The organism is Saccharibacillus sp. WB 17, from assembly GCF_008634075.2.
In the GTDB taxonomy this organism is placed as follows: domain Bacteria; phylum Bacillota; class Bacilli; order Paenibacillales; family Paenibacillaceae; genus Saccharibacillus; species Saccharibacillus brassicae.
This window is the reverse complement of the sequence record NZ_VPFK02000046.1, coordinates 150,893-171,557: the sequence shown is the minus strand read 5'-3', so window position 1 is coordinate 171,557 and position 20,665 is coordinate 150,893. Positions and strand designations below refer to the sequence as shown.

Annotated in this window: 18 protein-coding genes and 1 tRNA gene; 3 read left to right on the top strand and 16 right to left on the bottom strand. The window is 59.8% G+C overall.

Features of this window, described 5'->3' with window-relative positions; translation table 11 throughout:
- Positions 1-152: 152 nt before the first annotated feature.
- Complete coding sequence (locus FTE24_RS21775; RefSeq protein ID WP_160441855.1) at positions 153-1,289, bottom strand: MFS transporter; 1,137 nt, start codon at positions 1,287-1,289, stop codon at positions 153-155.
- A gap of 185 nt (positions 1,290-1,474) precedes the next feature.
- On the opposite strand from FTE24_RS21775, the gene FTE24_RS21770 reads away from it, so the two are divergent.
- Positions 1,475-2,080, top strand: a complete 606-nt coding sequence (locus FTE24_RS21770) for a DUF1349 domain-containing protein (protein ID WP_150230386.1) — start codon at positions 1,475-1,477, stop codon at positions 2,078-2,080.
- Between the two features lie 135 nt (positions 2,081-2,215).
- Here FTE24_RS21770 and FTE24_RS21765 read toward each other — a convergent pair whose 3' ends face one another.
- The 5 genes from FTE24_RS21765 to FTE24_RS21745 form a co-directional block, all read right to left on the bottom strand.
- Complete coding sequence (locus FTE24_RS21765) at positions 2,216-3,790, bottom strand: ABC transporter substrate-binding protein (RefSeq protein ID WP_150230388.1); 1,575 nt, start codon at positions 3,788-3,790, stop codon at positions 2,216-2,218.
- Between the two features lie 76 nt (positions 3,791-3,866).
- The gene (locus FTE24_RS21760; RefSeq protein WP_141450307.1) at positions 3,867-4,778 is read right to left on the bottom strand and encodes a carbohydrate ABC transporter permease; all 912 of its coding nucleotides are present in this window, start codon (positions 4,776-4,778) and stop codon (positions 3,867-3,869) included.
- 27 nt (positions 4,779-4,805) lie between these two features.
- Positions 4,806-5,750: an ABC transporter permease gene (locus FTE24_RS21755; protein ID WP_141450308.1), complete on the bottom strand. Its 945-nt coding sequence runs from the start codon at positions 5,748-5,750 to the stop codon at positions 4,806-4,808.
- Between the two features lie 293 nt (positions 5,751-6,043).
- A complete protein-coding gene (locus FTE24_RS21750; RefSeq protein WP_337190078.1) occupies positions 6,044-7,120 on the bottom strand; it encodes a LacI family DNA-binding transcriptional regulator in 1,077 nt (358 codons plus the stop codon).
- A 160-nt stretch (positions 7,121-7,280) separates the two neighbouring features.
- Positions 7,281-8,063, bottom strand: a complete 783-nt coding sequence (locus tag FTE24_RS21745; RefSeq protein WP_150230390.1) for a helix-turn-helix domain-containing protein — start codon at positions 8,061-8,063, stop codon at positions 7,281-7,283.
- Between the two features lie 123 nt (positions 8,064-8,186).
- Between FTE24_RS21745 and FTE24_RS21740 the strand changes: the two genes are divergently transcribed.
- Together FTE24_RS21740 and FTE24_RS21735 are read left to right on the top strand one after the other, a co-directional pair.
- On the top strand, positions 8,187-9,140 hold the full coding sequence (locus tag FTE24_RS21740) for a glycoside hydrolase family 43 protein (protein WP_150230392.1): 954 nt from the start codon (positions 8,187-8,189) through the stop codon (positions 9,138-9,140).
- Between the two features lie 675 nt (positions 9,141-9,815).
- Positions 9,816-9,889: transfer RNA gene (locus FTE24_RS21735), tRNA-Pro, on the top strand.
- Positions 9,890-9,985: 96 nt separating this feature from the next.
- Here FTE24_RS21735 and FTE24_RS21730 read toward each other — a convergent pair.
- The 10 genes from FTE24_RS21730 to FTE24_RS21685 form a co-directional block, all read right to left on the bottom strand.
- Entirely contained in the window at positions 9,986-10,483 is a 498-nt protein-coding gene (locus FTE24_RS21730; RefSeq protein ID WP_150230394.1) for a DinB family protein, read from the bottom strand.
- A gap of 156 nt (positions 10,484-10,639) precedes the next feature.
- Positions 10,640-11,803: an amidohydrolase gene (locus FTE24_RS21725; RefSeq protein ID WP_415663136.1), complete on the bottom strand. Its 1,164-nt coding sequence runs from the start codon at positions 11,801-11,803 to the stop codon at positions 10,640-10,642.
- 161 nt (positions 11,804-11,964) lie between these two features.
- Positions 11,965-12,717 (bottom strand): amino acid ABC transporter ATP-binding protein, encoded by a 753-nt coding sequence (locus FTE24_RS21720; protein ID WP_150230398.1) that lies wholly within the window; start codon positions 12,715-12,717, stop codon positions 11,965-11,967.
- The gene (locus FTE24_RS21715; RefSeq protein WP_150230400.1) at positions 12,714-13,424 is read right to left on the bottom strand and encodes an amino acid ABC transporter permease; all 711 of its coding nucleotides are present in this window, start codon (positions 13,422-13,424) and stop codon (positions 12,714-12,716) included. The genes FTE24_RS21720 and FTE24_RS21715 overlap by 4 nt, the downstream gene beginning before the upstream one ends.
- Complete coding sequence (locus FTE24_RS21710; RefSeq protein ID WP_141446349.1) at positions 13,424-14,206, bottom strand: amino acid ABC transporter permease; 783 nt, start codon at positions 14,204-14,206, stop codon at positions 13,424-13,426. The genes FTE24_RS21715 and FTE24_RS21710 overlap by 1 nt, the downstream gene beginning before the upstream one ends.
- A gap of 79 nt (positions 14,207-14,285) precedes the next feature.
- Positions 14,286-15,155 carry a transporter substrate-binding domain-containing protein gene (locus FTE24_RS21705; protein ID WP_150230401.1) on the bottom strand — a complete coding sequence of 290 codons (870 nt, stop codon included), beginning with the start codon at positions 15,153-15,155 and terminating at the stop codon, positions 14,286-14,288.
- 6 nt (positions 15,156-15,161) lie between these two features.
- Positions 15,162-15,689, bottom strand: coding sequence for a GNAT family N-acetyltransferase (locus FTE24_RS21700; protein ID WP_141446350.1), 528 nt, complete (start codon positions 15,687-15,689; stop codon positions 15,162-15,164).
- A gap of 261 nt (positions 15,690-15,950) precedes the next feature.
- Complete coding sequence (locus tag FTE24_RS21695) at positions 15,951-18,143, bottom strand: HD domain-containing phosphohydrolase (protein WP_160441854.1); 2,193 nt, start codon at positions 18,141-18,143, stop codon at positions 15,951-15,953.
- Between the two features lie 95 nt (positions 18,144-18,238).
- The gene (locus FTE24_RS21690; RefSeq protein WP_141446352.1) at positions 18,239-18,550 is read right to left on the bottom strand and encodes an STAS domain-containing protein; all 312 of its coding nucleotides are present in this window, start codon (positions 18,548-18,550) and stop codon (positions 18,239-18,241) included.
- A 20-nt stretch (positions 18,551-18,570) separates the two neighbouring features.
- On the bottom strand, positions 18,571-20,652 hold the full coding sequence (locus tag FTE24_RS21685; RefSeq protein ID WP_150230405.1) for a FapA family protein: 2,082 nt from the start codon (positions 20,650-20,652) through the stop codon (positions 18,571-18,573).
- Positions 20,653-20,665 lie beyond the last annotated feature (13 nt).

The following is a 20,665-nucleotide window of genomic DNA, read 5'->3' as shown; positions in this document are numbered from 1 at the left end:
GGCCCCCGGCGAATCCGACATCGGCCGGGAACGCGCCAAGCCCAAGCCGAATACGCCAAGCAAAAAGAGCAGACCGCGGTCTGCTCTTTTTGCTGTCGGGCAAGCGGCACGCGCCGGGCGCAGCGGCGGGGAGTATGGCCCGCTGCCCGGAGTCAGCGCACCAACACCGACGAGACGAACATCCCCGCGAACAGGATCAGGATGACGACCGGCATCATCGCCATGCCAAGCGATCCGACGACGAGGCCGACGAGCAGCGGAATGACGGTGGAACCGGTATACGCGCTCGCCATTTCAAGGCTGATGACGCTTTGCGAAGCTTTTTTGCCAAATCGTTCCGGCGTCATATGCACGAGGCTCGGATAGATCGGCGCGCCGCCGAAGCCGAGCACGAACAATCCGACTCCCGCCAGCAGAAGACTCGAAGAACCGATTAATACGATCAACCCCGCAGCGCCGATCAGGATGCCGTAGCGGATCAGCCGTTTGGCGGATAGCTGTTCGGACAAAAAGCCCGACAGGACGCGGCCGACGATGATGCCGATAAAATACAGCGACGAATACGCCGCGGCTTCGTTGACAGCCAACCCTTTGCCGGCGATCAGATAAGACGCCGCCCATAAGCCGATTGCCGTCTCCGAACCGTTATAGAGCAGCATCACGAGCATGGCGGGCTTGACTCCCTGAATACGGGAAGCTTCGCGGCCGCTCATGTACTTGGGCTCTTCTTCTTCCGGCTGTACGCGGCTCTCGAATATTTTCCACAGCGGCAGCGCCAGCAGCAGCACGGCGACGAGCCCCAGCAGGATCAGCGCGACCGTCATGAATCCGCCGCGCCAGTCTTCGCCGCCGCGCAGATGCGCCGCCATCACCAGCGGACCGGCCGTCGCGCCGATCCCCCAGAAGCAGTGCAGCCAGCTCATATGCTTGGCTTTGAAGTGCAGCGCCACGTAATTGCTGAGCGCCGCATCGACCGCGCCCGCCCCGAATCCGAGCAGCACCGCGCCGACAAGCAGCAGTGCGAAGTTCGGCACAAGCGCGTAGCAGACGAGCGCAAGCGCTGTCGACAGCAGGCTGCACGCGACCACTTTGCCCGTGCCGAACCGGTACAGCAGCTTGTTCGCCAGCAGGCTGGACGCGACCGTGCACAGCGAGACGACGAACGGGACGAGGCCCGCCATTTCCGTCGTCGCGTTCAAGTCCGACTTCATGACCGGCCAGGCGCTGCCAAGCAGCGAATCGGGCAGACCCAAGCCGATAAAAGCCAAATAAATCATAATAAGCAGCAAAGTAATCATAGTTCTTCACGAAGAAACTCCGAATATGGACCGACAGGTATTCGGAATTTCCGCTCCCCTCCGTTTGATGTTCGGTCCGAAATCCAAACTATCATAATAGAGGGTATAATCATAGAGAGAAACGTTCCTTGAGGGGAAGCTTCTCCAATCCGAATTACATAAAGGAGGAATTTTGTTTGAATCCGTCCGATTTCCAACATTTCCGCTGGTTGAACGAAAGCAAGATCCGTTTCGAAGAGCATCGAATCGTTCTGGAAGCTCCTGCGAACAGCGATTTTTTCTGCAATCATGGGAATGCTTCCGAAGAAGGGACGACTCCCGAATCGCTCACGAACGCTCCTTTCTTTTACACGGAAGCGGAAGGCGATTTTGTGATGCGGGTCAAAGTCGAACACGACTTCAAAGACGTCTACGATTCCGCTTCGGTCATGGTCATGCAGGACTTGAACGTCTGGGCCAAACTCTGCTTGGAGCGTACCGATTTCGCAACGAATGCGGTGGTCAGCGTCGTCACCAATCAAGTATCCGACGATGCCAACGGCAGCAATCTGGACAGCAAGCAGGCCTGGCTTCAGATCGCACGCGTCGGTCCGTCGTTCGCTTTCCACTATTCGGCAGACGGGATTCGCTACGATATGATTCGCTACTTCACGCTGCCTGTCGGCGATACGGTCAAAGTCGGATTCGTGCCTCAGGCCCCGACCGGACAAGGCGGAGAACGCATCTATTCGGACTTTTCGCTGGAAGCCAAGACGGTCAAAAATATTCGGGCCGGAATCTGATCCCGAACCGCAAACCGAGACCGAATACAAAAAAAGAAACCCCCGACTGCCGATTGGACAGTCGAGGGTTTCTTCAGGTCGCATACAACGATCGCTTGGATTTCTCCGCGTCGCCCCGAGTCAAAGCTTGCGCCTTTACTGCTGCGCTTCCATTTTCGCTTTGTACGCGTCCAGCTGTTTTTGCAGCTCGGCTTTGACTTTGTCATAGCCGGCCGTTTTGAGCTTGGCGCGGAATTCTTCGACGGCCTGTGCCGGATCGGCGACTTTGCCGAAGTTGATCGCGGGACCGAGTTCGCCGGCGACCTGCGAGATGGCTGTCAGCTCACTTTCGACCGGTGTTTTGTCGAAGACGAATTGACCGTACGGATAAGGGATCTTGATCTTGTCGTATTCGGCGTAGACGGTATCGATCTTGTCCCAAGTCGTATCGCTCGGAATTTCGAACTTGTCGACGCGGCCGCCCCAGAAATCGGAGTAGAACTGGTCGCGCGCTTCTTCGTAGCCGGCCGGACGGGTCCGTTTGCCGTCTTTGAGTTCGTACTGCACGCCTTCGATGCCATAGTTCAGCAGATGGTAGATCTCTTCGTTGTTGCGGATCAGATCGTATGCCATGAGGGCGCGTTCCGGATTTTTGCTGTGCGCGCCGAGCGACGTGCCGCCATGCGTGATCGACAGTTCCATCAGGTTTTTGCCGCCCGTCGTGTTGAAGGCGAACATTTGCAGCTCCGAACCCGGCTGCGCTTTGTCCATTTCGACCCGCAGGCCCGAGAACGTCTGGGTGTGATGCTGGTCCATGCCGGACAGGCCGGCTTTGAGCGCGACGCGGTTATCGTTTTTGTTGTTCAGCGCATCTTCGCGCCAGAACCCTTTGTCGGCCCATTCTTTCATCAGCTTCGTGTAATCAAGCAGCGTGTCGCTGAATACCGGTTCCGCGACCGTATATTTCTCGTCGTTCGATACGGCGGTGAAGATCGGCATATAGCCGGTCGAGATCGGCAGGCCGAGATTGTCCGTGTAGGAATCGACGTAGCCGCCCCATGTCATCGCGCCCGAAGCCATATCCCACGGCACGACGTCCGGTTTGTTGTCTTTGACGTATTGGAGATACTCGCCGATCTGTTCCCAGTTGGTGATCGGCTCGTTCAAGCCGGCCGCTTTGGCCCAGTCGCCGCGGTAGAAGAACCCGTGGTTGACCCACTGCGTGTAATCGTTCTCCGGGATCAGGACGATCTTGTCATTGTATTTGCTTTCGTTCCAGTCTTCTTCCGGAATCGATTTCCACGTCTCCGGCGCGTAGGTCGGCAGCAGTTCGTCCAGGTTCATGAACGCTCCGCGCTGCGCGTTGGCCCATGTGTCGAGCCAGTCGGTGCCGATCGTGATCAGGTCGACCGGTTCGCCGGAAGCGAGCAGCAGATTGTATTTGGTCTGCCAATCCGCCCATTCGACCCATTTCCATTCCAGTTCGGCATTGATTTTTTCTTTCATGATCACGTTCACTTTATCCATGACGGCTTCGAACTGCCCGTTCTGCGGCTTGTCGCCGAGGACGACATAGCTGATCTTCACGAACTTCGACGTATCGGGCGTGCCGTCGGCTTTCGTTCCGCCCGAAGCGCTCGTCCCGCCGCCTCCGCCCCCGCCTCCGCATGCCGTCAATACGACCAGCATTGCGGACATCAGCAGTGCCATACTTTTTTTCCATCTCAACATCTGTATACCCCCTCTGAATATTTTGGTCGGTGCCAAATCTTCAAATCGGTTGGCCTACGTATGAAACGGGAAGCGATCAGCCTTTGACCGCGCCTACCGTAATGCCCTTGATGAAGTAACGCTGCACGAACGGGTAGAACAGAATGACCGGCCCTGTCGCGATGACCGCGATTGCCATTTTCATCGTCTCGATCGGGACGTCGCTGAGCGGCACGTTCGACGCGGCGGCGGAGTTGCGGATCGCGTCCGCTTTGGTGACCACGTTGTACAGATACAGCTGCAGCGGCCTGTACTCCATGTCCGACGAGAGGAACAGCATGGAATTGTACCATTCGTTCCAGTAGCCCAGGGCGATAAACAATCCGATTGTAGCCAGCGCCGGCGTCGTCATCGGCAGGATCAGCTTGACGAAGATCGTGAAATCGCCGGCGCCGTCGATTTTGGCCGATTCGGTAATCGCATGCGGGATGGAGCGGACGAAGCTTTTCATCATGATGATCAGGAACGGGCTGAGCAGCCCCGGCAGCAGAACGGCCAAATAATTGTCTTTGAGATGCAAATACTGGGTGATCAGCAGGTAGAACGGGACGAGCCCGCCGGAGAACAGCGTCGTGAAGTAGATGAAGAACGAGATTTTGTTGCGGAAAATAAAGTCCGGACGCTGCAGCGCGTAGCCGGTCATCGCCACGATCAGCAGGCCGGCCGCGGTGCCGACGACGGTAATGCCGATCGTGACCAGGTAGGAACCGAGAATCTGCGCCGGATTTTCGAGCACGATCCGGTAAGCGAACGTACTGAATTCTTTTGGCCAAAAGTTGAATCCGCTCTGCTTGACCGCAGCTTCGGAAGTGAACGAAGTGCCGAGCACGAGCAGGAACGGCAGCAGGCAGCATAGCGCGAAGCCGCCGATACACACATAACTGATGGCGCGAATGAGGATACTGCTGCGATCGGTCGTTTTGCGGGTGCGGATTCTTTCTTCATCCATAACGCCCATAAGAGGCCCCTCCTTTTTTTAAAAGAGTGAATTTTCCGGCGACAGCTTGCGCACGAGCCAGTTGGCCGTCAGCACGATCGCGAAGCCGAACAACGACTGGTACAGACTGACCGCGCTGCCCAGCGAGAAGTTGAAGTTGGTCATCAGGGAACGGAACACGTACGTCTCAATGATGTCGGTCGTGGCGTATAGCGCCGTGTTGTTGGCTCCGACCAGGTTGTAGATCAGGCCGAAGTTGCCTTTGAGCACGCCGCCGAGCGAGAAGAGCAGCAAGATGATGAACGTCGGTTTGAGCCACGGAAGGACGATGTAGCGAATCCGCTGGAACGCGTTCGCTCCGTCGATCTCGGACGCTTCCACCACTTCGTTGTCGAGTCCCATAATGGCGGCGAAGTAGATGATGGAGCCGTAACCGGTCGCCTGCCAGAGGTAGGTGAGCACGATGATGAACGGCCAGGCGTTCGGCGTCGAGTAGACTTTGACCGGTTCCATGCCGAGCGCTTGCAGAATGCCGTTGAGCAGGCCGTAGTCGTAGCTGAGGATGTTGTAGGCGATCAGGCCGATCAGGACGGCGGAGATGAAATGGGGCAGAAACATGAGCGTCTGGGAAATCTTTTTGAACCATTTGCCTGTGAGTTCGTTGAGCAGCACGGCCACCGCGATCTGCAGCACGTTGCCCAGCAGGATAAACGCCAGGTTGTACGCGACGGTGTTGAAGGTGAGCTTCCACAAGTCCCCGGTGATGACGAGGAAGCGGAAGTTCTCGAATCCGACGAACGGGCTGTTGAATATGCCGTCCGAGTAGTTGTACTTGATAAAGGCCAGGTACAGCCCCGGCATCGGCAGGTACGCGAACACGATGAAAAAGACGAGAGCCGGCACACACATGATCAGCAGCGTACGGTTGTTTTTGAGCTTTTTCCACCAGGAGCCCGCCCGTTTGTTGGCAAGTTCCACGCTCATTTCTTTCTCGGTCAATACGGACAACGCAATCCCCTCCTTCTCTGGTCGACGGCACGGAACTCGAATGAAACCGATTACATTTTTGTGGCTGTAAAAAGGGACCTATCCAATCAGGTTTATGCGTCTTCTCATACACGACATACGAGTTAAAGCGATATTCCCGGATAGCTCCCTGTCCCACTGCCTATTTTTATGAAACCCGTTTCACTCCGAACCAAAATGTAATCGCTTTCTTTTGACATCAGAATAATCCCTGTTCCTGCTCTTGTCAATATTTTTTTGTGAAAAAAGATTTACAGCGACGGCCCCGTATAAAGCGCCGTCGTTTCCCGCACGACCAGCTCCGGCATGATCGATTGCAGCCGCGGCACTTTTTTGCCGGCGATCATTTTGTCGAGCGTTCGCGCGGCCTGGCGGCCGATCTCCTGCGACTGGAGCGAGACGGTCGTCAGTTCCGGGATGCTGTAAGTCGCCTGCGGAATATCGTCGTAGCCGACGATGGACAGTTCTTCCGGCACGCCGAGACCGACGCGGTGCGCCGCTTTCAGCGCCCCGATCGCGAGCAGGTCGTTCATGCAGAAAATAGCCGACGGGCGCCGCTTCGCCCCGAGCAGCCTCGACGCGAATTCCCGCCCTTTTTCTACGGAAAAGCCTTCGGTCAGTATCCATTCCTTGCGCACGGGCAGACCCGCTTCCTTCATCGCCGTCCGAAAACCGAGCAGCCGCTGCTGCGTGTTCGTCATCTTGGCGTAACCGCCGATCGCCGCGATGTCCCGGTGCCCGAGATCGATCAGATGCTGCACCGCGAGCTGCGCGCCCAGCTTCTGGTCGGCGGAGATCCGGTTCAGCTTCGTCTGCGGCAGATTGCCGTTGAGCAGCAGCACGGGCACCCGCTTGGACGCTTCTTCCACTTCACGCTCCAGCTCGCTGCCCGGCTTGGCCAGATCGACGCGCCCGCCGATCATGACGATGCCGTCGACCTGCTTTTCCATCAGCAGATTCAAATACTGCGACTCGCGCTCGTACTGGCGATCGTACTGCCGCTCGTTTTCTTCGTTCGTGGAGATCGTATCGCACAGGAAATACGTATAACCGAGCTTGCGCGCTTCGTAGTCGAACCCGGACAGTACCTCGGGGAAAAAAGGATTCGTGATGTCCGGCAAGATGAATCCGATCATGCCCGTTTCTTTGCGCGACAGGCTGCGGGCCAGCGCGTTCGGCTGAAACTGATGCTTGTGCATGAGCGCGACGATCCGTTCCCTCGTTTCTTTTTTGACGGGCGCGGTATTGTTGAGCACTCGGGATACGGTTGCTACGGACACATTCGCTTCTCTGGCGATATCGTAGACGGTCACCGGTCGCATCTGCATTCCTCTTTCCCCTGGGAAATTTGTGTTTGTGAAACGGGTTTCATTATGCGTTCGATTATACGCCCCCACCTGGCCGGAAGCAACGAAAAAGAAGGTCGGACAGCCGTGCTGCCGATAACGGTATCGGCAGCAGCGTTCAACAGGAACGGCGAGCGAAGGTTCAGCCCGATCCTTTGCGGCAGGCGCCCGGCGTCGTGCCGGCAAACTGCTTGAACTGCCGCATGAAATGGGTCTCGTTCTCGTAGCCGCACAGCCTGCCGATCTCCCCGACCGGCAGCCGCGTGCTGAGCAGCAGGTATTGGGCGTATTCCACGCGGCCGCGGATCATGTCGGTGACGACCGAACAGCCGAACGTCTCTTTGTACAAATGCTGAAAATGCGACTTGCTCAAGCTGACCTTCGCCGCCAGCTCCTCCACCGATACCCGCGCGTCCGGCGAACCGTACAGATCGGCCCGCAGCCGCGACAGCGAGTCCGCGTAGCGCAGCGTCCGGGCCGGCGGAGCCGGGCGCACGAGCGCGGCGGCAAGCTTGGTCAGCAGGCTGCGCAGTTCGAGTTCGGCGATCTCCGCACGGAACGGTCCTTCTTCCCGCCCGGCGCTTTGCAGTTCCAAAATATGCCTCGGCACGAGCGCCGGATCGGGAGCGGACAGCAGACGGTCCGTCGGCAGGCCGAGCCGCTGCAGCAGCTCCCCGACCCCGCCGCCTTCGCAGTGAAACCAGTCGTTGACGTACGGCCGCTCCAGGTCCCGGTACGCGTGCGGCGTATCCGGCGAGAACAGAATATACGAGCTGCGCTCCGCCTGAAACGCCCGGCCGTTCACCGTCACTTCGGCCCGCGTACGAAAAAAGACGAACGCATAATTGCCCGCGCCGTGCGGGCGTTCGATCCGGATGCCTTCGCGGTGCGTAAAGCGGCAGCCGCAGTTCACCAGCCGTATCATCTCTTCCCTCCTCCGCCTTCGATCCAGCACGATCCGTCAGTTTTTAGCCATTATAATTCATTGTTTCCCTTTTCGGCAAACGGTTATGGTAAACAGATATTCGACGAAGGCGAGGAAACTATTTTGGACGCTTACCTATTCGTGCATTTCAAGGAAAAAAAGACGCCGGACGGCGAGCAGGTCTATTTTGCGCTCAGCACGGACGGCTTTCATTGGGAGACGGTGAACGGCGGACAGCCGGTGCTTGAGAGCGGACTCGGGGAAAACGGCGTCCGCGACCACACGATCGTGCGCACGGACGAAGGCAAATTCCATATTCTCGCGACCGACCTCAGCCTGGCGAACTCTTTTCACGGCAAATACGAAGGAGACTGGGCCCATATCGGCACCGGCGGAAGCCGCAATCTGTCGCTCTGGTCGTCGGACGATCTCGTACACTGGTCCGAGCAGCGGCTGATCGAACTCGGCGACGACGGTTTCGGCTGCCTGTGGGCGCCCGACATCATTCGCGATCCTCAGCAGGGCGACTACGTCGTGCACTGGTCGTCTTCGCACGCGTCCAACGGCTACGGGCCGAAAGCGATCTACTACTCCCGCACCCGGGACTTCGAGCAGTTCACCGCACCGAAGCTGCTGCACCGCAAAGCGGACAGCGGCATCATCGATTCGGCGATCTACGAAGAAGACGGCTATTTCTACCGCTTCCTCAAAAGCGAAAAAAATCCCGAGACGCTGATTCTGGAAAAAGGAGCTTCGCTGACCGGCGACGACTATGTGCGCAATGATGCTTTTGACGAAGAAATGGCGAAGCTTGAGCAGGGCGTGTACGAAGCGCCGACCGCTTTCCGGCTCCGCGACGGCAAATGGTGCCTCATGCTCGACTTCTACGGCGTCGAAGGCGACGGCCAGGGCTACGTCCCGTTTATCGCGGACAGCCTCGCCGACGGACGCTTTATCCGTTCCGACGCCGACTTCAGCTTCCCGTACGGCTTCAAGCACGGCACCGTGCTGGGTATTACGCAGGAGGAGTATGCGCGGATTAAGGGGTATTATGGCGCGGGGCTTGTGGATGGGTAGATGGGTAAGGTCGAAAAGCCGGAAGATAACTCTTCCGGCTTTTGTCGATTTGTGGCGCAGATCATGGCGCAGACAGACTCGGTGAATCGCGAAAGTTAGAGGATTGTTCAATCGTACAGTTGTGTACGCTTAACCCCTTATATCCTCATATCCGCACACCTTTACACCTTTGCCTCGCACATCGCACATCGCACATCGCACATCGCACATCGCACATCGCACATCGCACAGTGTCACCCGAATTAACGTCCTGACGACACTTATTTTGAGCAAAAAGCCGTCACAATCGCAAATAATTGCGTAGCGACACTTAATTGCCGGCGAAACGTGTTTTTTCATACCTGCCATGCGAAATAACTGCTCTCACGCACTTATTTCGATCGTCAGCTATAGGCGGAGTAAAATAACTGTCCTCACGCACTTATTTTGATCAACCATCCCTAGCGGAGTGAAATAACTGCTCTCATGCAGTTATTTCGATCGGCTAACCATAGCGGGAGTAAAATAACGTTTCCTGCGCCGTTATTTTGGAGAGAACGCTCGAAATAACAAACACTGTCTGCCCGCGTTAAAGCTCATTAAGGTTCATTAAAGCTTATTAAATTTTTTTCACATAAATAGTTGACAGTTAAATTAGAAGCGCGTATAATCTATTGCTGTAGGAAATAATTGTTACGGGATGTAGCTCAGCTTGGTAGAGCACCTGGTTTGGGACCAGGGGGTCGCATGTTCAAATCGTGTCATCCCGATCTAAGTTATACTTAAACACCCGGTCGCCTCGGCGATCGGGTGTTTTTGCGTATCTTTTTACGTGTCTGTTTGCGTCTCCGTCCTGCCCTGCCGGTTTAAGAAGAAACTTCGGACCGAACGCCTCCGTTCGCTTCCGCCCATGCTTGTCGGACCCGGTCGATTTGACCGAGATGCCGCTCGACGTGCGCCGCAAATCCGCGCGCGATATCGGCGACGCTGACTGTCGTGCCCTGCGCGTTCACGCCGCTTTTCGCCCATTCGTGCGGTTGAAGCCGGTCCAGCAGCCGGATGTTGTACCGCAGCAGCGCTTCGAAATCTTCCAAAATACCGGCCGCGGAACTTTCATTCGTCCGCTGCCCGTCTACCCAGGCATCCTGCGCAAGCGCCGGCAGTCTCTGCGCCGATCCGGCCAGTACGGCGCGTATGCGGAACGATACGACGACGGAATGGTCGGTCAGATGGCCAAGCACTTCGGCGATACTCCAGCGGTCCGGCGATGCTTTCCAGTGCAGAGCCGTTTCGTCCAGCCCTTCGACGGCCTGCCTCAACCGGGGAGAGGTACCGAGCACGTCGGCCAAGATTTTTTCGCTCATCAGAATCTTCCTCCTTGCGACTTTGGATTTGATTTACACTATTAGGGTTTGCGGTTGGGTTTGGGTTAAGCTGTCGTGTACTGCTTGTCCAGGTTATATTCCCGTTTTTTTATTATGAATTTTTCATATATTGATATATTCACTTAAAACTCTCCTCTACCGCTTGTCCGACAGTCGGGCCAACGCCGCGAGCGCTAGGTCGGCCAGCAGGGCGGCGGCATCGGGCAGCGCCGAATCGTCCAGCTCGAACGCCGGGTGATGCCATTCCTGACTGCCCGACGTCCCGATGAACAAGAACAGGCCGGGCACTTTTTGCTGGTAAAAAGCAAAATCTTCGCTGGCCGGCGAAGTGATACCGCTCGCCACATGCAGGCCGAGCCTGTCGGCGCAGGCCCGGGCCAGTTCGGCAAGTTCCGCGTCGTTCACGACCGGCGGAGGTCCGCCGCTCCAGCGGACGGAAGCTTCCGCGCCGAACGCGGCAGCTACGCCGCCGGCTATCTCTGCGAAGCGCGCCTTGATCCGGGCATGCACGGACTCGTCGAACGAACGGATCGTGCCGTGCAGCAGGGCCGTATCGGGAATGACGTTCCACGTATTGCCGGCGTGAATCTGCGTCACGCTGACGACCGCGCGATCCTGTGCGCTGATGCTGCGGCCGGTAATCGTCTGGAGCGCCGTCACCAGATGCGCGGCCGTCACGATCGGATCGATGCCGGCTTCCGGCACGGCCGCATGCGTCGCCGTCCCTTTGACGGTCACCGTGAAGCCGTCCGAAGCCGCCATGATCGGGCCGGACGCGATCCCGACCGTGCCGACCGGCAGATCCGGCTTGTTATGCTGGCCGATCACGGCGCCGACGCCTTCCAGCGCGCCGGCCGCGATAAGCTGCTGCGCGCCTTTGGCCCGTTCTTCGTCGGGCTGAAACAGCAGCCGGACAGTGCCCGGCAGCTCCGCCTCGCGCAGCTTGAGGCGCTGCGCCGCGCCGATCAGCGCCGCGGCATGAAAATCATGCCCGCAGGCATGCATCCTGCCCGGATGGATCGAAGCGTACGGCAGGCCCGTCTCTTCTTCGATCGGCAGCGCGTCGATATCGGCGCGCAGGGCGACGATCGGACCTGCCCCGCTGCCGATTTCGGCGATCAAGCCGGTCTTCAGCCCGGTCTCGACGAGGCGGACGCCGATCCGTGCAAGCTTCGCGCGCAGATAATCGGTCGTCTCGTATTCTTCGCCCGACAATTCCGGGCGTTGGTGCAGATGGCGCCGGATCGCGATCCATTCTTCGGGCGCCAGTACGCCCGAAGACGCGGAGCCCCCAGACAATTTGCCGACGGGATGAGAACCTTCGGCGACGGGGTGGGATACAGTTTGGGTATGGCGGGTCATCGGCGAAGCCTCCTGTCTGTGAGGTCGGAAAATAAGCCAAGTCGGCGGATACAAGTATGAGAAAACGCGTCTTGGGAGCGGGCTGGGCTGCGCAGCCTTCAGATGACCCAGTTCGCCTGCGGCGTGATGCGGCGCAGAAACTGCTTGGTTCGTTCTTCGCGCGGACGCTGGAACACGTCGTCCGGCGTGCCTTCCTCGACGATAACGCCGCCGTCCATAAACACGACGCGATTGGCGACGTCGCGGGCAAAGCCCATCTCGTGCGTCACGACGATCATCGTGATGCCTTCGCGGGCGATATCGCGGATGACTTCCAGCACTTCGCCGACCCGTTCGGGATCGAGCGCGGACGTCGGCTCGTCGAACAGGATCACTTCCGGTTCGAGCGCAAGCGCCCGGGCGATGCCGACGCGCTGCTGCTGGCCGCCGGACAGGCGGCTCGGGTACTCGTTCAGCTTGTCGCCGAGGCCGACTTTGTCGAGCAGCGCCGCGCTTCGGGCGCGTGCCTCGGCGGCCGGCATTTTTTTGACGACGAGCAGCGCCTCCATCACGTTCTCCAATGCCGTTTTGTGGCGAAACAGATTGTACTGTTGGAACACCATCGCCGTTTTGCGCCGCAGCTTCAGGATATCGCCGCGTTTGGCCTGCGAGCAGTCCAGCCGGAAATCCCCGACCGCGATGGTGCCGCCGAACGGTTTTTCCAAATAATTCACGCAGCGCAGCAAAGTCGTTTTGCCCGATCCGCTCGGCCCGAGAATGACGACCACCTCGCCCGTCTTGACGCTCAGACTGATGTCCCGCAGCACTTCCTGGCGCCCGAACGATTTGGAAATATGGCTTAATTCGATCATGCGACACCTCCCCGATTATAAGCGCCTACCCGCTTCTCGATCATTGCCGCGACGCGCTCGATCAGCACCGTAAGTCCCCAGAAGATTAACGCGGCCGCCAAATACGCTTCGAAAAACTTCCAGTTCGTCGACGCGACGATCTGCGCTTTGGCATTAATATCGACGACCGATACGGCAAAAGCGAGCGTCGAACCGTGCAGCATGCCGATGACGGAGTTGGCCAGATTCGGCAGCGCCGCCGCCAGCGCCTGCGGGAACAGGATACGCCGCAGCGCCTGCACCGTCGTCAAGCCGACGGAATACGCCGCTTCCACCTGACCCCGGTCGACCGCAAGCACCCCCGCCCGCACCACTTCGGACATGTACGCGCCCGCCGTGATCGAAAACGACAGGTAGGCGAAGCCGATCATCGGAATCGATACCGAGCGGAAGCTCCAGCCGAACGTTTCGGCCGCCCCGTCGATCAGCATCGGCAGCCCGAAATAAATGAGCAGCAGATGGGTCAGCATCGGCGTGCCGCGAATAAACGTGACGTAAGCGGACGCAAGCTGCGCCAGCACCGGAATCCGGTACAGGCGAACGAGCGCGGTCGCCGTGCCGATCCCGAAGCCGAGCAGCACCGATACGGCCGTAATCGACAGCGTCGTCGGGATCGCCCCGAGCAGCTGCCAAAAAGCGGTCCAAATAAACGAAGGATCAAGCTGCATCAGATTTGTCCTCCTTTTCCGGCGTCGATCTCGGCCAGTACGGCGCGGTACGACCCTTTGCCTCTGCGGCCGAACCGGCGAACCGGCGCTTCTTCGCGCACTTCATGCCGCTTCAAGCGGCGTTCGGCAGCCGACAGCCCTTTTTCGAGCGTGAAGCTGATTACGAGATAGATCAGGGCCAGCGCGATATACGTCTCGAAAAAATGCTGGGTCAGCGTGCCGAGCGTCTGCGCTTTGCCGGTCATCTCCATCACCCCGAGTGTAAAAGCAAGCGACGTGTCTTTGAGCAGCGCGATGACCAGATTCGAGAAGACCGGCACCGCGATCGCGAGCGCCTGCGGCAGGACGATCCGGGCAAATGCCTGATACGCCGTCATGCCCGACGCGTAAGCGGCTTCGACCTGCCCGCGGTCCACCGCTTCGACCGACGCGCGAATCATTTCCGCCGCATAAGCGCCGGTATGCAGCCCGTAGACGAGAATGACGAAGAACAGCACCGGCGTGCGCGTAAGATCGAGGCCAAGCGGCTTCAGCAGCTCCGGCAGTCCGTAATAGAACAGAAACAGCTGAATCAGGATTGGTGTTCCGCGAAAAAAAGACAAGTACAAACCGGACAGATTACGCAGTACCGGAATTTTGTACAGGCGGGGCAGGGCGACCAGGAATCCGGCCGCAAGCCCCGTCAACAGCGAGCCGGCTACGATCAGGAGCGTAACGCCCAGCGTATCGATCAGCTTCGGCAGAAACGAAAAGACATAGCCGATCTCAAAAGGCGCGCTCATCGCAAGTCCCCTTTCCCGAATGCCGGATAGAATGAATAGAATGGGTAGACCGGTTCGTCGGAAGTCGGAAGCGTACGCTTCATTTGGCGTGGTCGGCCGTCACGTCGCTGCCGAGCCATTCGACGCTCAAGTCGCTTAACGTGCCGTCCTCTTTGAGCTGCTTGACCGCACCGTCGATCGCTGCGGACAGCTTCGCGGAATCGGCGTCGCCTTTTCGCAGCACGTACAAGACGTCGTCCGACGTCAATTCTTCGCCTACCTGCTTCAGCTTGCCTGTCGGATCAATGACCGGCACGACGAAGTCAGCCGCGATAGTAGCGTCGACGCGCCCGGACACGAGCTGGCTGACCGTATCGTTCGCCTGGCCGCTTTGATACACAATATCGATTTTGGCGTCGTGCTCCTTGTTGTAGTTTTCAACGATTTGCGCTTCGGCGCTCGTGGCGCTGGTCAGCACTTTTTTGCCCTGCAGATCGTCGAGCGTCTTAATCGTCTCGTTCGTCTTGGCGACGACGATCCGGTTGCGCCAATGCGCGTACGGCTCCGAACTGAACGCGTATTTCTGCTCGCGCTCCGTATTCTTCTCCATGACGTGCGCGACGAGATCGATCTTGTTCGTCTCCAGGCTCAGCAGCAGGTTGCCGAAATCCATCGTCTGAAACTCGAACGCGTACTCCGGCAGCCGTTCGTCGATCTTGCGCAGCAGTTCCACGTCGAAGCCGGTCAGCTTGCCGTTCTCGTCGAGAAAGCAGACCTGCGGAAACGCCGTGCCCGTGCCGACCACGATCGTCTGGACGCCCGCTTGCGACTCTCCGCCGCCCGAAGCCTGCGCGGTCGGTTCCCCGCCCGTGCCGCATCCCGATACGACGATCATGAGGCCGAGTGCGGCCGCGATCCACCCTTGTTGTTTGTTTGGCAGGCTTTTCCGTATTTTGGTCCGTGTTTTCATGTTCGATTAGCTCCTTTGGATGGCATAGTCGTCGGAATAGCGGGAGTCGGCAATATTTTTGCGAAACAGGTACATGAGGCCGTCCCCGTTTTTGGCGTCGATCTCCAAAATGCGTGTGTAGCCCCGGCGTTCGTACATCTCGACGAGCCACGGATGTTTCTCCGCCGTCGCCAGCGTCACTTCGCGGTGCCCATGCTTGCCCAGCACGATCTCGCGTTCGACCCAGTCGATCAGCCGGCCTCCGTAGCCCCGGCCCGACACGTCGGGATCGGTCGCGAACCATTTGAAAAAAGGCAGCTCGGTGATCGCTTTGCTCTCCCCGTTCGTGGACAGCGTCAGCGTAGCGACCGGCACGCCGTCCGCTTCCAGCAGGTAGCATTCGTTCTCCTCGATGTTTTGCAGCACCAGCGGCACGTCCGCATGGGCGGCGGGCCAATGCAGGCCCAACTCGCGAATCAGTTCGTAAGCGCGGTACGTCAGGTCGGCCAGCCGCTCCGCGTCCCGGGCTTCGGCTCTGCGGTAAACTTCACTCATGGTCGGCACCTCCATTTTAATTTTTACATCCCCGATTTGTTTAGTCGGAATTGATTGTTGATAACTGTATCACCTGCGTCGGCATTCGGCTAATCAACTTTTTCGATAGTCTTATACAAAACATTGATAAGGACCGGCTTCGATCGACGCAGCCGCAAGCATTGTCGTCAGGCCCGGAAAACGTTGTGCGCGCACGCCAAAAAGGCGGGCTCATCGCCCGCCTTTCCCCGATTCCACCCGCCCGCTTACGCTACCCTGCCGTCAGTTCCGCTCCGCGCCCAGAGGAGCGGCGGCCGCTTCCCGAAGAGAAGAAACGGCCGCAGGCAGCCCAGCCGAGCCTCCTTCGTCTACCCCCAGCTCCCGCATACCGTCGAATTCGAGCAGCAGCTGCGTGCCGCTTGTATCCGTATGCAGGAACATCCGGTCGGCCGAAGCGTACATGACGCCGAAGCCGCGGCCAAGCGATCGTTTGCTGCTGTACCCGGACCCGACAAACGTTTTCGGCAGTTCGTGCAGCGCGATGCCCGAACCTTCGTCGCGCACGAGCACCTGCAGCGCGCCTTCGTGCGCGTACACGCTCACCCTGCCGCCCAGCGCATGCTTGAGCAGGTTGGTCGACGCTTCGGATACGGCGAGCTTGACCTGCATGAGGCGCTTCGGATCACCCTGCGGCATAAAGCTCGCCGCCAGGTCCCGGCTGCGTCCCACGTCGGAGCGCGCGGCCACCGTCCAGGCGTCGAGACGCTCGCCCAGACGTGCGACCAGCTCTTCTTCGGCCGGGCACAGCGTCACTTTGCCGCCCGACAGCGCGCACATCATCTCTTGATAAGAGCGCAGCGTCTCCCGCTGCAGCCGCTCGCGGTAAGCGATCGCCGGCGTAATATCGGTCAGCATAATGCGCACTTCGCCGTGCTCCGGGTCGAAATGCGCTTCGTACGTGCGTTCGCCGCACGGCAGCAGCTCGTAGAAGGCAGTCTGCTCCGCTTCGGCGCGGCGCGCCAGACGGATTACCGGCGCTTCAAGCTCCGGTTCCTCAAGCCCGTACAGCAGCCCGTCGGACGACAGCTTGACCTGCATGCTGGCGCCGACGTAGGAACCTTGTTCGTCCGGCGAGGACAGGTCCGTCCCGGCAGGCTTGATCGCCCCGGCGCGAGGCTCCGGCGGCGCGGATGCCGGCGATGCTTCGGCTCCCCGCAGCGCAAGTCTCTCGCGCAGTTCCTGCACCAACGCGAGGTCGACGACCGCCGCCAGTTCGGGGTCGAGCTCCCGCCCGGCCTGCTTGCGCACGAGGGCGCACACTTCTTCGTCGCCCGGTTCGCGCCGCAGCAGATGGTCGATCCGGCTGCACAGCGACAGTACGCGGGATTCGTACGGAATGTCACGCCCTTTCAAGCCGCCGGGAAAGCCTTTGCCGTCCCAACGCTCGTGATGATGCCGCACCCACTTCGCCGCGCGTTCGTCTTCGGTGAGCGTGAAGATGATCTCGGCTCCTTTTTCGCTATGGGACCGATACTCGTCTTCTTCGGACAGCGACAGCGCTCCGCGCTTGTTGAACAGATAGGCGGGCAGCGTCGATTTGCCGATGTCGTGCTGGATCGCGATCCGCACGAGCATCCTTTTTTTGTCGCGCGGGTAGGACAGGCGGTCCAGCAGATGGTCGGCGATGACGCCGGTGCGGATGCCGTGTCCTTCCAGCGCGGGCGACAGACGGGATTCGAACAGTAGGCTGAACCGTTCGAACGTACGCCGCCAGCCGGCCGCTTCCCTGCCGTATACGCTGGAAAAATACAGCACGAACACGAGCAGCAGTCCCGTGTAGGCCAGCTCGTAGAACATGTCGCTGCGCGACAGCATGCCGAGAAAATGCGGGATGACGAGGATGCAGAGCAGGATCGGCACCCGCGTTTCTTTGAGCCGGCCGCGGATTCCGGCCAGCAGCGCGATGCCGGTCAGCATCTTGCGCATGCCGGAATCGAGCGGCAGCTTGACCGCTTTGAACGCCAGCGCCGCGGCGGCCGCCTGCACGTAGGGCGAAGCGCCCGGCCAGACCTGGTGCAGCCCGGCAAGCGCCAGCGCCGCGCCGCACGTGCTGAGCGTATAGACGGCCAGCCGCGACAGCCAGCGGACCGGATCGAATCCGCCAGCGCGGAAGCCCGCCTGCCGGGCTTCGTTCGCCAGGCAGCTTATGAACACGCCAAGCAGAGCGGTATACGGGCCGAAGCCGATCAGCAGCGCCAAAAAGCCGATCAGGCCCGCGCCGAATTCGTCCCCGCTGAGCAGCCGGATCGGAAACAGATCGAGCAGCAGCGTCAGGAGCAGGATCGGCAGCACGAAAGCCCATTCCACTTGTCCGGCTCCGACGGCGAGGATCGCCCCGTAGAGAAAGCCGGCCAGCGCCCAGAACGGATAAGGAACGTCGTTTTTGCCGTTTGTCGCATTCGGTAATTGATTCAAGCTCATCGGTTCCTTTCCTGGGAGATGGACGGGCAGGCTCGCGCCTTGCGGCGGCAGCGCTTGAAGCTTCGATCGGTTACGATCTCCCCGGCCGCTTAGTCGAACACTTCTTCGCCGAGAATTTCGCGGATTTGCAGCAGTTCGAACACTTCCATCACTTCGGGGCGCACGTCGCGAATCTTCACGGAACGTCCGCCTTCGCGCAGCTCGTCCACCGTGCGGATGATCAAGCCGATCCCCGACGAATCGACGAAGTACACTTCGCCGAAATTCAGCAGCACGTTCGGATATTCGGACACGACGGGCAAAATATCTTCTTCCAGTACGTCGCCGCTTTCGATATCGAGGTCGCCCTCGAAGATGACGACGGCTTCGTCCTCGCTTTTATGAATCCGGTAAGCAAACATGATGTTCCTCCTGTTGTCGATCAAAATAAAAGCATTTCGCCCGCCGGACCGAGCCGCGCATGCACGTTCGAGGCCGCTTCGACGAATTGGAACGAACGCCGGCCGATCTGCACGACCGTGCCTTCCATCACCCGGCCGGCGCGGATCGAAGACTGTTCCAGCACTTGAAGCTTCGTCGCCACGCCGCCCATCGCGCCGACTTCCTTGACGTTGATGCCTTTGCCGGCGAAGTAGACGCCGCCCCGCAGCGTTCCGCCGCACTCCAGCACGCCCTGGCAGTAGATCGTCGTATTGTAGCTGCCTTTCGCCGCGCGCACGTTCCCGCCGCAGTAGATATGGCTGTTCTGCGCATATTGGAAATCCGCGAACACCGGCCGGTCTTCCGGCCCGCAGACCGATTCGTACAATTCAAGCGTCCGCAGGCGAAAAGCGTTCATCGCTTCGCCGTCGCGAAATCCGCCCATCCGCAGGTCGAGAAATCCGAACTTGAGGCGTTCGGCATAGTCCCGCCATTCTTCGTCAAGCTGTGCTTCGTTTCTGGCGGCTTGTTCGGAGAAGCGCAGCAGCACCGCGTGCAGCGCTTTGAACTTGCCGCGCAGCAGCACGCTCAGCAGCGTGCCGAGCCCGGTCCGCTGCAGGTCGTTCAGCTTGAACGCGGCCGTCTGGCCGAGCTGTTCGATCGCCGCCTGCAGCATATGCATCTGCGAAGCGATCTCCAGCAGCAGCGGTTCGGCCTGGTCGGCAAATTCGTCGCGCTTGCCGATATTGACCCGCGCCCCGATCAGGCTGCCGGACGCGATCAGCGAATACGCGGCGTCGAGCGACGCCGATCCGACCGCGCCCCGCACCGTGATGCTGCCGAACGCTTCCACTTTCATGCCGTTTTGGACGCCGCCGGATATTTCGACGTCGCCCCGAAACCGGATATTGCCCGATTTGAGATCGACGTCGCCGCGATGCGACAATTTGGGCAGCACCGACAGATGGACGCGGAAGCCCTGCTGCTTGAGCTTGGGCATACCCGGACGCGTCGATACCGCGCGGCGCCCGTCTTCCGTAATCGAGACGCCTTCGCCGGCCGCAAGTTCGATCGAATGGACCGCGCGCGGCTCGATCGGACGATCCAGCAGATCGCGCCCCGGGCGGCCCGGCTTCGCCGGCAGCGTCCGCACGAGCACCTGCCCTTCGGTCACGGTCGGAAATTCGACGATCTCCCGGTAGTCGATCGTGCCGTCTTCGCGGCTCTGCGGGCTGAGCCGCTTCGTCTCGGTCTCGAAGTTCGTCTCGAACCGGCCGTCCGCGCCTTGAACGGCGGGCGTTCCTTCGGCGATGACGAACACGCCCGGCTGCGCCGCAGCGCAGCCCTGCGCGATCGCTTCGGCGCGAATGCCGTAGACGACGCCGAGTTCCCGCAGCCGGGCCGCAACTTCGGCCGGCTCGATGCGCAGCGGCGTCCGATGCTCCTTGACCGGCACGGTCAGCGGCGACTGCTCCCGGCAGTCGAGCAGCTCGTACCGGCTCTCGAAGCCGGGGCGTACGTGCAGATCGGCGCGCAGGCACGCTTCGTCGAATTCGATACGCCAGACAGGCGCTTCGATCCGCGGCGACGGGTCGAGTTCCAGCCGGTCTTCGGCCGCCACGGACACCCGTTCTTCAATCGGCACGCCGCCCCGAAGCAGCACCGCGCCGGCAGGCGGGATCAGCAGAGGCAGCTTCCCGCCCAGCACGCGAACGCGGAAAAGACCGTTCTCGATCCCGATGCCGCTGACCGGCTCGCCGGCCGCTTCCGAACCGGTACCGCTCACGCCTGCTTCCCGGGCTTCACCCGGCAGTCGCTCTTGCCCAGGCAGGCCGGGCGGTTCCCGCAAGCCGGAAGCTTCCGCGGCGCCGCCGGGTTCCGGCCCGGTATTCTCCGTACGCCTTGCTTCGTCCATCGCGGTCACTTTGACGACCGCAAGCCGTCCTCCAAGCCCCAACACCCCGCGGCCGCCCGGTTCCAATATTTCGATCTGCACGGACTCGCGCGGCACCGACAACAATTTAAGCGCTTCCCCGACTGCAAGTTCGGCGCTTTTGGCTCGCGTAATAATCGATCGTTCCATCGGCTTTCCTTCC